This is a genomic window from Bacillus nitratireducens, from assembly GCF_036320425.1.
Classification (GTDB): domain Bacteria; phylum Bacillota; class Bacilli; order Bacillales; family Bacillaceae_G; genus Bacillus_A; species Bacillus_A nitratireducens.
Genome location: NZ_JAUMJO010000006.1, coordinates 143,864 through 157,109 on the forward strand (window position 1 = coordinate 143,864; position 13,246 = coordinate 157,109).

The 13,246-nt window shown below is 37.1% G+C and carries 11 protein-coding genes; 4 read left to right on the forward strand and 7 right to left on the reverse strand.

The window, feature by feature from the left end; genetic code table 11:
• Nucleotides 1–117 precede the first annotated feature (117 nt).
• Nucleotides 118–1,254, reverse strand: a complete 1,137-nt coding sequence (locus Q3V31_RS22655) for a DUF445 domain-containing protein (protein WP_033658275.1) — start codon at nucleotides 1,252–1,254, stop codon at nucleotides 118–120.
• Between the two features lie 134 nt (nucleotides 1,255–1,388).
• Here Q3V31_RS22655 and Q3V31_RS22660 point away from each other — a divergent pair, with 134 nt between their 5' ends.
• Complete coding sequence (locus Q3V31_RS22660; RefSeq protein WP_000242807.1) at nucleotides 1,389–2,441, forward strand: YheC/YheD family endospore coat-associated protein; 1,053 nt, start codon at nucleotides 1,389–1,391, stop codon at nucleotides 2,439–2,441.
• Between the two features lie 19 nt (nucleotides 2,442–2,460).
• Complete coding sequence (locus Q3V31_RS22665; RefSeq protein ID WP_329767247.1) at nucleotides 2,461–3,921, forward strand: YheC/YheD family endospore coat-associated protein; 1,461 nt, start codon at nucleotides 2,461–2,463, stop codon at nucleotides 3,919–3,921.
• Nucleotides 3,922–3,937: 16 nt separating this feature from the next.
• Here the strand turns inward: Q3V31_RS22665 and Q3V31_RS22670 are convergent, their stop codons facing one another.
• Nucleotides 3,938–4,183, reverse strand: a complete 246-nt coding sequence (locus Q3V31_RS22670; protein ID WP_000510460.1) for a hypothetical protein — start codon at nucleotides 4,181–4,183, stop codon at nucleotides 3,938–3,940.
• A 426-nt stretch (nucleotides 4,184–4,609) separates the two neighbouring features.
• Here Q3V31_RS22670 and sasP point away from each other — a divergent pair, with 426 nt between their 5' ends.
• A complete protein-coding gene (gene sasP / locus Q3V31_RS22675) occupies nucleotides 4,610–4,813 on the forward strand; it encodes a small acid-soluble spore protein, SasP family (protein WP_000013349.1) in 204 nt (67 codons plus the stop codon).
• A gap of 51 nt (nucleotides 4,814–4,864) precedes the next feature.
• Here the strand turns inward: sasP and Q3V31_RS22680 are convergent, their stop codons facing one another.
• From Q3V31_RS22680 to Q3V31_RS22700, 5 genes are all read right to left on the reverse strand, one after another.
• On the reverse strand, nucleotides 4,865–5,599 hold the full coding sequence (locus tag Q3V31_RS22680) for an amino acid ABC transporter ATP-binding protein (RefSeq protein ID WP_000623595.1): 735 nt from the start codon (nucleotides 5,597–5,599) through the stop codon (nucleotides 4,865–4,867).
• Between the two features lie 28 nt (nucleotides 5,600–5,627).
• Nucleotides 5,628–6,326: an amino acid ABC transporter permease gene (locus tag Q3V31_RS22685; RefSeq protein WP_329767248.1), complete on the reverse strand. Its 699-nt coding sequence runs from the start codon at nucleotides 6,324–6,326 to the stop codon at nucleotides 5,628–5,630.
• Complete coding sequence (locus Q3V31_RS22690; protein WP_000732862.1) at nucleotides 6,313–7,110, reverse strand: amino acid ABC transporter substrate-binding protein; 798 nt, start codon at nucleotides 7,108–7,110, stop codon at nucleotides 6,313–6,315. Before Q3V31_RS22690 ends, Q3V31_RS22685 begins: the two co-directional genes overlap by 14 nt.
• A 307-nt stretch (nucleotides 7,111–7,417) precedes the next feature.
• Nucleotides 7,418–9,418: an ABC transporter ATP-binding protein gene (locus Q3V31_RS22695; RefSeq protein ID WP_329767249.1), complete on the reverse strand. Its 2,001-nt coding sequence runs from the start codon at nucleotides 9,416–9,418 to the stop codon at nucleotides 7,418–7,420.
• A complete protein-coding gene (locus Q3V31_RS22700) occupies nucleotides 9,415–11,175 on the reverse strand; it encodes an ABC transporter ATP-binding protein (RefSeq protein WP_329767250.1) in 1,761 nt (586 codons plus the stop codon). Before Q3V31_RS22700 ends, Q3V31_RS22695 begins: the two co-directional genes overlap by 4 nt.
• Before the next feature lie 629 nt (nucleotides 11,176–11,804).
• Here Q3V31_RS22700 and gapN point away from each other — a divergent pair.
• Nucleotides 11,805–13,244 (forward strand): NADP-dependent glyceraldehyde-3-phosphate dehydrogenase, encoded by a 1,440-nt coding sequence (gene gapN, locus Q3V31_RS22705; RefSeq protein ID WP_000213651.1) that lies wholly within the window; start codon nucleotides 11,805–11,807, stop codon nucleotides 13,242–13,244.
• Nucleotides 13,245–13,246: the final 2 nt, after the last annotated feature.

Here is a 13,246-nt window from a genome sequence, read left to right on the forward strand (position 1 = left end):
GCGCTTTTCGCTCGCACTGCCTTTTAAGTGCATTTACATACGCACCTCTTCTTACCATATCAAACTATGCAAGAGATGTGAAGAAATTTCACTTTTATTTCTATGTATTCGCTTTTATTACCTAAGGAACAGAAGTAACACCCCTTGCACAAGTCCAATCATTCCTCCTAATAATGCCCCTAAATACGTAATCATTTTCAATTCGTTTTTCGTAATAGACAGAACTAGGTCTTCTAATCTCTCCGTTGAAAATGTAGAAACTTCTTGTTGGACAATTTCCGCAAGGTGTAAATTCTTTAGTATGCTCTCTACATTTTCTGTTCCCCACTTCAAGCCTTTCGTTACTGCACTTGGGACGATCTTTTCAATGATTGTTTCTCGAACTGGTTCACATACTTGCTGCACAGACTGATTTAAAAATTTACTCACTGTTTCCTCTACTTTAACTGCTGACAGTATGGATTTCACAATCATTTCTTTCTCTACAAACGTTTCTAATTCTTTTACATCTCTTCCTTTTAACTTTTCCCACTCTTTTTGCAGTACATCAGTTAAAAGCTTTTTCGTGCCATCTTGTCCTAAAAACTTAATGACTTCTGGCTGTACTCGATCCACCAAACTGACATTCCCTAAAAACATTCCGACTAAGTTAAGTAGCGTTCCCCTGGAAGCAAAGAAATCATCAATCATTTTTGAAAGACGACCTTTCCCTTCTTCACTTTCAAAAAAGCGAATTCCTCGATCTAAAATAAACGCCGATACATTCGGAATCGCATTCTCTACTTTTTCATGTATAGAATGAGGTAAAGCTTGTTCCCATGTATATGTATAGTACTCTGCTAAAAATGCCTGAATTTTTTCTGTGATCACATGTTCAATTTTTTGAGTAGCCTCTTCTTCTACATGTGCCAAGTTCCATTTTTCTAACATATGTCGTAACGACTGTTCATTCGTAATTGCTTGATCCACTTCCACTTGTGCCCAGCGAATTAAACTGGCTTGAAACTCTTCATTTGTTAATTTCTTTCCGATTCCTTCCGGTGTTAACAAATGTTCTACAACCATTTTCCCTAATTGAACAGCAAGCTCATCGCGACGCTTCGGAATTAACCCTGGCGTAAATGGAACTTGAAACTTTCCAACATAAATCGGACGATGGGGACGGAATAACATTTTTATTGCTAAATGATTTGTATATCCTCCAATAATCGCCCCGAGTCCTGTCGTTGTTAACATATTCAACCATATATTCATCATAATCAACCTTTCACTTCTCCAAAACTATAGCATATCGTCATACGGACAAAAGTATAATGGTATAAAAATGTATTTGCAATATATAGCTTCGCCTATTATGCAAACATCCTGTTAACAAAGGAGTGATTTCGTTGGTTCTTGGTCTTTTAACTTCTAAATTTCATCACGAGCAAATGTATTACACCGAAATCGCTAAGCGAGCTCGTCTGTATCATAACGTCGTTGCTCAATTCACACCGTTTAGCATTGATTCAAAGACAGATCTTGTTTCTGGTCTTATTTACGATACAGATACAGGAAATTGGATAGATCAAACCTTTCCCATTCCTTCATACATATATGATCGCTGTCATTTCAAAGAAGATAAAGAATTCCAACAAGCAAAATCGATTATTCATTCATTACACAAACGTTCCTCGACTACCTTTTTAAATAACACACTTATTAATCCAAGTGATTTACACAATCTTTTTCTTACTAATAAACGTCTTTCCCCTTACATTCCAAAAATAAAAAAAGGAACGGTACAAGGAATTTTCAAATTACTACTAGAAACAAGAGATATCATTATAAGACCAATCAATATACATTCTAATGAAAATTTATATCGAGTCACTTACCAACATAAAACATTTCATATCGATACAATAAATGAACAGCATCGTACTTCTACTCAATTCAAACGGACAGATGACTTTATATCATGGTGCCAATCGAACATACACTCATCCCGTTATATGATTCATCCAATGTTACATCCTCCAAATCAACTATCATATCCGATTCATATTCGAACTATTATGCAAAAAAATAAAGAACAGAATTGGGTAGTGCTCGGTCAATTCATACAAAAAGCTTCATTCCCAGCACAATTTTTACTTTCCGTAACAGAGCGTTCCATGCTACATCCATTTTCCAAAATTAAATATTTGCTTTCTTCAACTGGTGTTCAATTATTGAAAGATGCTTTGCATGATGTTGTAAATGAAGTGTTTAAAACACTCGATCAGTCCTATTCGTCATTATTTGAATTAGAGCTTTCTACCATTATGGATCAAAAAGGTGCCATTTGGCTTATGTACGTTAATACGATCCCTTCTTACGAAGTTTATACTAGGTACAACGACGAACTAGCTGAACAAATTTTTCATGGTCCATTAAAATTTAGCCGATTTACACCATAACGAAAGGAGGAGACCCCCGTTGAAAGAGCACATATATACATTAAGTATTTCAGATGAGCATCCAAATAGTATTACTTTACCTTACGTTTTTTCTATTACACCGCCAATTACATCCCTTTCCTTTGGCTTACGTTATATTGCATGTGAGAATATTAAAATTCATTATTCATTCACGCGAGAAATTATTATTGGCGAACAGATTGCAGCCGATCTTTTACTACCGCATTCAGCAACAATCCATGCCTTCTTACACAATCAAACCATTGTTTTCGGCCCATTAATCGGGATTTTCACAACTGGCTTTAACGATGATTCTAATTCTCCTTTAGGGAGTCGTTCCATCTCTCTCGGTGAATTATTAACACCACCATTCACATTGCAGCCATTTGTATTTGTCTTTGGCCTTCAACATATAAACTGGGAAGAGGAAACAATTGAAGGGTACTTCTTTCAAGATAGCAAATGGGTAAAAAACAAAGTCCCTTTACCAAATGTCATTTACGACCGTTTACCAAATCGCCAAGCAGAAAATTACAAACCTATCATAAGAGCAAAAAAACGATTAGAAAGCGACTATGCGATTCCATGGTTTAATCCAGGGTTTTTCAACAAATGGGAAGTGCATCGCCTTCTAATGAAAGAAGATTCAATGAAACCATTCTTACCAAAAACAGAAGTATTTCAACATTTTGAACAAGTAGAACGACTTCTCGGTACGTATAAGTACATTTATATGAAGCCGATACATGGTAGCTTTGGAAGAAACATTCATCAAATACTCTATTCTCAAACTGAAAATCGCTACTATTGTCGTTATCGTGAAAATGACCAAAATAAACTAAGAAAGTATCAATCATTAGAAGCACTTCTTAACCATGTGTTAAAAGGACATGATTTAAAAAAGTTTATCGTACAACAAGGTATCTCATTGCTCCGCTTCGAAGGGCAACCCGTCGATTTTCGCATTCATACAAATAAAAACCATTTTGGTAATTGGGTAGTCAGTGCAATCGTCGCAAAAATCGCCGGCAAAGGTAGCTTAACGACTCATGTAAATAGCGGCGGTGATACGAAATTACTTCAGGAACTATTTCCTGATTCAACAAAGCAAGTTCAAATTGAAAATAAACTAAAACAAACAGCCTTACAAATCAGTTATGCACTTGACGGGCAAGTAACCGGGAACATTGGAGAGATTGGTTTCGATATCGGTTTAGATACAGCAGAAAATCCGTGGTTATTTGAAGCAAATTCTAAACCGGGGCGAACTGTATTCCAAGATGAAAAGTTAAAAGAACAAAGCGAGCTTACGCGCCAATTATTTTATGAATATGCCATCTATTTAACTGAACACTCTTTGCGCGATTCGAAAGAAAAAATATCTCAAATGCAATCAAACCCCTTACCTAACACTGAAAATATCCCGTCCCCTATGATTAACTCACAAATAAGAAAACAAAAACTTCCACCTCATTCATAAGGTGGAAGTTTTCTATTTACACAAGTTTCACTACAACCTCTGTTTCCACATTACACATCCCGCAATAAAAAATATGATTGCAGTACTCTTGTGAATTACTATGTGTTAAACCATCTACTGCACGCAATAATTCTTGATCCATATACGCACTATAATCGTCTATGTAATCTACAGTTTTCCCATAATCTTGGAGTATACCTTGGCAATTTTGACAAGAATATGTTTGTGATTCTAATGCGTTGCAAAGCGGGCAAATTCCCATCGTGATTCCTCCATATGTTATCCTTTTTAGATTCTAGCCGTGCATAGGAGCGGTCAGTCAGTACCTTTTCCTGCCCCATCCCGGATTAAAACAGAACTATGAAGCTGATACCAATTTAATTTTTATTTTACTAAGCTGTAAGCACAGCTGATTGTATATAGAATTTAAACGCAGATGATTTCGCTCTTAGTTTAGCCTTCTTTCTTAAAAATACAACGATTACTCTTATTTCATAATTTACAAAATAGCGAAGATTTTTTTACAAAATTTACAAATTATTATTTTGTATATCTTTCTAGGTAACATCCATACTATGAGTACAAACTTAATTACCGATGGATTAGCGCCAAACGGGGCGATAATCTGGTTCAAATCCAGCTAGTCCAACCAAAAAAATTTTTATAACTCTAAGGAGGATATATTCCTATGGCAAACCAAAGTTCTTACAATCAATTAGTAGTACCAGGAGCAACAGCTGCAATCGATCAAATGAAGTACGAAATCGCTCAAGAATTTGGTGTACAATTAGGAGCAGATTCTACGGCTCGTGCTAACGGTTCTGTTGGTGGAGAAATCACAAAACGTCTAGTTGCAATGGCTGAGCAAAGCCTTGGCGGATTCCAAAAATAAATATATATGGCAAAAAGGTCTCAAGGCATATGCCTTGAGACCTTCCTTAATTTATTGCAACATTTGTAAAAACTTCTTCGTTCGTTCTTCTGTCGGATTTGTAAATACATCTTCCGGTGTACCTTGTTCGACAACGACACCGCCATCCATGAAAATAACACGGTTCGCAATTTGATGAGCAAAGCGCATTTCATGCGTTACAATAACCATCGTCATTCCTTCTTTAGCAAGTTCTTTCATAACCTTTAAAACTTCTTGAACTAGCTCAGGATCAAGTGCTGACGTTGGTTCATCAAATAGTAAAACTTCCGGCTCCATCGCAAGCGCACGAGCGATTCCAACGCGCTGTTGTTGTCCGCCTGATAATTGGAACGGATATAAGTCTACTTTATCCGCAAGGCCAACTTTTTCAAGGAAATAGTTTGCTTTTTTCTTCGCTTCTTCTTTCTCCATCTTTTTCACTGTAACGAGACCTTCCATTACATTTTGAAGTGCTGTTAAATGAGGAAATAGATTATGGTGTTGGAATACCATACCTGTTTGCGTACGAAGATTTACAATATCTTTCTTCGATACTTTTTGAGAGAAATTAAGCTCTTTATTGCCGATACGAATGTTACCAGCATTCGGCGTTTCTAACACGTTGAGGCAACGTAAGAATGTCGTTTTACCAGATCCAGATGGCCCGATAATAACAACCACTTCGCCCTTCTCAACTGATAAATCTATATGCTTTAGTACGGTATTATCTCCGAAACTTTTTTGTAAATGTTGAATTGAAATCATAAAAACAAAAACTCCTTTTATGAAAGGGTTATTTTAGAGTATAACGTTCAGAACGTTTTTCTAATATTTGTTGCACGATAGATAATAAGAAGCAAATTACCCAATAAATTAGACCTGCTTCGAAATAAACAATTAAAAACTCATAGTTCATTGCCGCAATTTCCTGCGCTTTTCGGAACATTTCTGTTACTAAAATTAACGATGCTAATGACGTATCCTTCACTAAACTAATAAATGTATTCGAAAGCGGCGGAATAGATACACGCGTTGCTTGCGGTAAAATAACACGTTTTAATGCTTGCGGATATGTCATCCCAATTGTGTAAGCCGCTTCCCACTGTCCTTTCGGAATAGAAAGAATAGAAGCACGAATAATTTCAGATGCATATGCACCAACATTTAATGAAAAGCCAATAATTGCTGCTGTATATGGCTCAACTTCAATATTAAGAGTTGGAAGACCATAGAAAATAATAAATAACTGTACAAGAAGTGGCGTTCCGCGAATGATAGATACATAGATACGAGCAATCCATTGTAAAATACGATTACCTGAAATACGTGCGAGCGCTGTTAACGTCGCAAGTATAATACCGATAATAAATGTAATAAGCGTTAACGGAATTGTCGTAAAGACAGCTTCCTTCAGCATAGGCGCGAAGGAAGTCTGCATAATATCCATCCAAGTAGACAATCGATCTGACATCAATGCGCTACTTAGATACATTTTCACCGAACCATTTTTTCGTTATTTTATCGTACGTACCATCTTTTTTCATATCTTCTAACGCTTTATTTACTTCTTGTACAAGTTTGTCGCTACCTTTACGGAATAAGAATCCACTTTGTGACGCTTCTTTTTCTGTATCTACAATTTTAATTTTTGCATCTTTTTTCGTTTCTAAATAGTTTAACACTGATAATTTATCATTGATTGTGAAATCAACGCGGCCGGAACTTAATAATTCTGCTGCTTGGCTAAATCCTTCTACACCTGTGATTTCCGCACCATTTTTCTTAGCAATATCTGCGTAGTTACTTGTTAAAGATTGTGCTGCTTTTAATCCTTTTACGTCAGCAAATGTAGCAGGTTTATCTTTATCTTTCGCAATAACTAATGCTGCTGAAGAAGAAATATATGGACTAGAGAAGTCATATTTCTTTTGGCGATCTTCACGAATACCAACTTCGTTCGCAACCATGTCGAAACGTTTTGCATCTATTCCTGCAAGTAAGCTATCCCATTGCGTTTCTTTAAATACAGGTTTTACACCTAAACGTTTTGCAACTTCTTCTGCTAATTCAACGTCAAATCCAGTTAATTTATCGTTTGTATCGTGAAACGTAAATGGTGGATATGTACCTTCTGTACCAATTACAAGCTCACCGCTTTGTTTAATCTTTTGTAATGCATCTTGACTAGCTGTATCTTTTTTCTCTTCTTTACCGCAGCCTGCTACAATCCCGATCGCTAATGTAGTTACTGCAAGCACTGAAAATAATTTTTTCATGATAGTAGTCCTCCAAGTATTCTGATAGGAATTTAAAAACTATATTGATTGTATGCAATTTCGAACAATTTTTCAATGAAAATGTTCTTATTTAGTTTAACCTTTTTCTTCATAATCAAACAAAATGGAAAAATAACGCTACATACAAAAAATAAGTAACATTTTTTAATATAGCATTTATATAGAAAAAGGTAAAACAATACTTACTTATTTATAAGTTTTCCTGCCGGTGAAATATGTTAACTTCTGAGCGGACAATTCAATCAAAAAAGAACTTGCGAAAATCGCAAGTTCTCCCCTCTACATATTAAGCGCTCTGGTTTCCTTCCATTTGCGTTTTGTACATATCGTAATAACGCCCGCGCTTTTTCATTAATTCATCATGAGATCCTTTTTCCAAAATCGTTCCTCTATCAAGTACAATAATTTGATCTGCACTTTTAATTGTTGAAAGGCGATGAGCAATAATAAACGTCGTTCGTCCTTTCTTGACAACCTCTAGCGCTTGTTGAATCATCGCTTCAGTCTCTGTATCAATACTAGAAGTCGCTTCATCTAAAATTAAAATCGCCGGATCAAAAGCAAGCGCCCTAGCAAACGATATAAGCTGTCTTTCTCCGGTTGAAAGTGTACTCCCTTTCTCCGTAATTTCTTCATCTATATTGTTTGCAAACCTTTCAGCACCAACGTCACGTAACGCCTTTACGATGCGATCTTTTGAAATTTTTTCATTCTCTAAGCTAACATTGGATGCCACTGTCCCGCTAAATAGAAACGGATCTTGTAGTACAATTCCCATATGTTCACGAGTTGCTTGTTTCGGCATCTCTGTTACATCATGACCATCAATCGTAAGCTTTCCTTTTTGAAATTCATAAAACTGAAAGAGTACGTTCATAATGGAACTTTTTCCTGATCCGGTATGACCAACAAGTGCCACTGTCTCCCCTTGTTTCGCTTCAAAAGAAATATTTTTTAACACTTCGTCTTTTCCATTGTAAGAAAACGAAACATTATCGAATTTCACATTTCCGTTTAAGCGAGGCATACGCTCTTCCTCTACTGCCTCTCCCTTTTCCTCTAGCAATTCAAAGACACGTTCTGATGCAACGCGCGCCTGCTCTAAGTTTGCAAGTTGGTTCACCATATTCGTAATTGGCGAGAATAATCTCGTTAAATAATCGACGAAAGCATATAGTATCCCTAGAGAAAGGAGCCCCGAAGCACTTAATGAAGCACCACCGAAATACCAAATTACACCTGTAAAAGCGATATTTCTTAATACAGACACTAAGTTATGCGAAGTTGCTGCATTTAAATTCAAAATTTTATTTTGATATTTAAAATAATCGCCATTGAGTTCTTCAAATTCCTTCTTCGTTTCACGTTCTTGGCGAAATGCTTGAATAATTGGCATACCTTGAATCGATTCATTCACCGTTCCGTTAATATCCGATAAACGAGAACGCATTTTATGATTGTATACAGACGCATACTTTCTATACATAATCGCCCAAACAATTAAAATTGGAATGATGAGTAAGCATAGCGCCGCCAGTTTTACATCAAGTAAAAATAGCGCAGCAAAAATCCCGATGATATAGATGATACTAGAGACGAATGTTGCAAGTACTGTCACATATAAATCACGAATCGCTTCTGTATCATTCGTTACACGCGATACAATTTTCCCTGCTGGTAAATGATCGAAATAACGAATTGGTAACGTTTGTATATGAGAAAAGACATCCTCCCTCATAATTTGAATAATTTTGTTTGCTGCCTTCTGTAAGAAGAACTGCTTTCCGTATGCAAATAATGATACAACTACTAATAAAGCGAAATATCCACCGCCGAGTAGTAATAATCGATTTATTTCTGGTTTATAAAACGCAAATACTTCCTCTTTCGTTAAGGCTTTCGCTTTATAAACCTGCACTGCCTTACCACTTTGTACTGTAAGTACATCACCCTTAACAGAACGAGTTCCTTCAAGCGTTATTTTATTCGGTACAAAATAGTACTGAAAACCAACTTGAATAACCCGAACCTCTTTCCCCTTTTTCTCACCTTCCTCAAAGCGATCACTTCGCTTATACGAGGCGCCATTATATGAAACAGCATCCTCACTCTTTTCTGTTTCATACCAAGGTCTCTCTATTCCAACGATATGCTCATCGATCATCGTTTTTGCGACGAAAGGACCCGCTAGTTCTGCAATAACGAAAACAAATAGCATCGCCATCGCTGCAAAAATCGGCCCTTTTACTTTCATCGCGTATTGAAACAATCGTTTTGAAACACTCATATTTTCACCCCACTATCCGCACTTTCACTTTCACCTTGTTGTCTTTCGAACTGCTCTGCATACCAGCCCCCATTTCGAACGAGCGCTTCATGCGAACCTTCTTCAATAACCTCACCGTTATCCATAACGAGAATCCAATCAGCATGCTGCACTGCTGACAAACGATGCGTTGTTATAATCGTCGTCTTCCCGCTTCTTTCTGTTCTTATATTTTCAATAATCGCTGCTTCCGTACGAGCATCAACAGCTGATAAAGAATCGTCCAAAATTAAAATTTCCGGATTTTGAATAACAGCTCTCGCAATCGAAATCCTTTGCTTTTGTCCACCTGATAAAGAAACACCTTTCTCTCCAACGAGCGTTTCTAAACCTTCCGGTAAAAACTCTAAATCCTTTTTAAACGCAGCTATTTCAATCGCTTTTTCAAGTTCTTCTTTAGTCGCTTCTCTGTTTCCGAATAAAATATTTTCCTTCGCTGTTTTTGAAAATAAAATGTGTTCCTGCGGTACATACCCAATCCAGCCAAGTACGTTATCATTCGGAATTTTATCTAGCTTTACATCAGAAACTGCAATATCCCCTTCTCCAAGTGGATATTGACGAAGAAACTGACGTACGAGCGTCGTTTTCCCGCTCCCTGTTTTCCCAACAACTCCAAGTGTCTCTCCTTGTTTTAAAGAGAACGAAACATTTTTCAAATTCGTTTCATTTGATGAAGGATATGAAAAAGTAACGTTATCAAATTGAATGTAATCTGGCTCTTGTACAACCTTTGGATTTTTCGGATTCTTTACATCCGGTTCATAAGCTAACGTTTCATTTACACGGTCGAGCGACGCATTTCCTCTTTGCATAACATTAATCAATTCACCAATTGCAAACATCGGCCAAATCATCATTCCTAAATAGACGTTAAAAGAAACGAGCTCCCCAAGTGTCACTTTTGATTGGAATACGAGATATGCACCGTACACTAAACCAATTAAATAACTAAGACCGACAAGCATTTTCACAGTCGGCTGGAATAATGCATCGATTCTTGCTACTCTCATATTTTTCTCGTACACGTCATCTCCTAAATGATGAAACCTTTCTTGATCAGCATCCTCCTGTACATACGCACGAATAACGCGTACACCGGCAATTGATTCAAGTACTTTATCGTTCATATCCCCGAACGCATCTTGCGCGACTGTAAATCGTTCATGCAATTTCTTTCCGTACCTATTCATTGCAAACGCCATAATCGGAAGCGGTATAAGCGCAGCAAATGTTAACTGCCAACTAATTGAAAAGCCCATCATACAAACGATTGTAAGCATATATAGACTAGAATCAACGAGCGTTAATATACCAAAACCAGCTGTCATGGAGATTGCTTTTAAATCATTCGTCGCTCTCGCCATTAAATCGCCAGTACGATTTTTTTGATAAAACGTCGGTGTCATCTTGAGTAAATGCCCCATAAATTTTGAACGCATCGTTTTCTCAAGTACGAACGCACCGCCAAATAGTTGGTGCTGCCAAATGAAAGTAAGCACATACCCACCAATCGTTACCCCAAGTAAAATAAAAATATATTGCATAATCGCCTCGTTCGTTAAGGCTCCTGTTTTAATGTTATCAATTGTAATACCTAATACTTTCGGAGGAATTACCTCTATCACGTTTACAATTAAAAGTACCCCAATTGCGATACTATACCTTTTCCAATGCTCCCTAAAAAACCAGCTTAACTTTAGTAATACTGAAAACAATATAACCTCTCCTTTCTCGTTCTCGTTTAATTCACATTTCTTTATCCGCTATCCAAACCCATCACATTTACATTTCGTAAGCCATACAATTTCATCACATTTTTCCACCTTCCACATTCTGATTTTTTATAGTAACAAGGAAAATAAACAAAAAAAAGCATACCGCCGCTTGACGATATGCACAGAAATGCATAAAAAGCGTACGTTACGATATACGCAACGTACGCTTTTTATAAGACAAAGATGCCCTATATATCCGTACGGGTTGCGTAATGATATGAATGTTTTCTGCCATTTAACAGAGCTAAGCCCATTCCATTTACGATTACAATCATTACGCACACCCCCTTCATTTATTTTCCATTTATAATCTTACAACTTTATTGAGTATTCTGTCAATTGTTTTTTTAACTATAGAATAAAATAATCTTTTATCACAAGAAAATGAAGGGGATTCATAATACGATACATCCGTTTGAAATAAGAGAATCTTCTGTAAGAAAGGGCATACAAAATAAAAAAATAATAAGAAATCGTTTTCACAAACATTTCATTTGAAAAATATTATCAAACCACCTACAATCACCTTATACTCACTCTTACAAGTTGCTATTTTAGGAGGACTAATCATGACAACTAGCAATACGTACAAATTTTATTTAAACGGAGAATGGAGAGAAAGCTCTTCAGGTCAAACAATCGAAATTCCATCTCCATACTTACACGAAGTAATTGGTCAAGTACAAGCAATTACTCGCGGAGAAGTAGATGAAGCAATTGCATCTGCAAAAGAAGCTCAAAAATCATGGGCTGAAGCTTCTCTACAAGATCGCGCAAAATATTTATATAAATGGGCTGATGAGCTCGTAAATATGCAAGATGAAATTGCCGATATCATTATGAAAGAAGTCGGTAAAGGTTATAAAGATGCGAAGAAAGAAGTTGTTCGTACAGCTGATTTCATTCGTTACACAATTGAAGAAGCTTTACATATGCACGGAGAAAGCATGATGGGCGATAGCTTCCCTGGCGGAACGAAGTCTAAACTTGCGATCATCCAACGCGCACCACTTGGTGTTGTATTAGCAATCGCACCATTTAACTATCCAGTAAACTTATCTGCTGCAAAACTTGCACCAGCATTAATTATGGGTAACGCTGTTATTTTCAAACCAGCAACTCAAGGTGCAATTAGCGGTATTAAAATGGTGGAAGCACTTCATAAAGCTGGCCTTCCAAAAGGTCTTGTAAACGTAGCGACAGGACGCGGTTCTGTAATTGGTGACTACTTAGTAGAACACGAAGGCATCAATATGGTATCGTTCACAGGTGGTACAAACACAGGTAAACATTTAGCGAAAAAAGCTGCAATGATTCCACTTGTATTAGAACTTGGTGGTAAAGACCCTGGTATCGTTCGTGAAGATGCTGACTTACAAGATGCTGCAAACCACATCGTAAGCGGTGCATTCTCTTACTCTGGTCAACGTTGTACAGCTATTAAACGTGTACTTGTACACGAAAACGTAGCAGACGAGCTTGTTAGCTTACTAAAAGCGCAAGTAGCTGAACTATCAGTTGGATCTCCAGAACAAGACAGCACAATCGTTCCATTAATCGACGATAAATCTGCTGACTTCGTTCAAGGCTTAGTTGACGACGCTGTTGAAAAAGGTGCAACAATCGTTATCGGTAACAAACGTGAGCGCAACTTAATTTACCCAACATTAATCGACCACGTAACAGAAGAAATGAAAGTTGCTTGGGAAGAGCCATTTGGCCCAATCCTTCCAATCATCCGTGTTTCTTCTGACGAACAAGCGATTGAAATTGCTAACAAATCAGAGTTCGGTCTGCAAGCAAGTGTCTTCACAAAAGACATTAACAAAGCATTTGCAATTGCTAACAAAATCGAAACTGGTTCTGTTCAAATTAACGGACGCACAGAGCGCGGCCCTGACCACTTCCCATTCATCGGTGTAAAAGGTTCAGGTATGGGCGCACAAGGTATTCGCAAGAGCCTTGAGTCTATGACACGTGAAAAAGTAACTGTATTAAACTTAGTTTAATC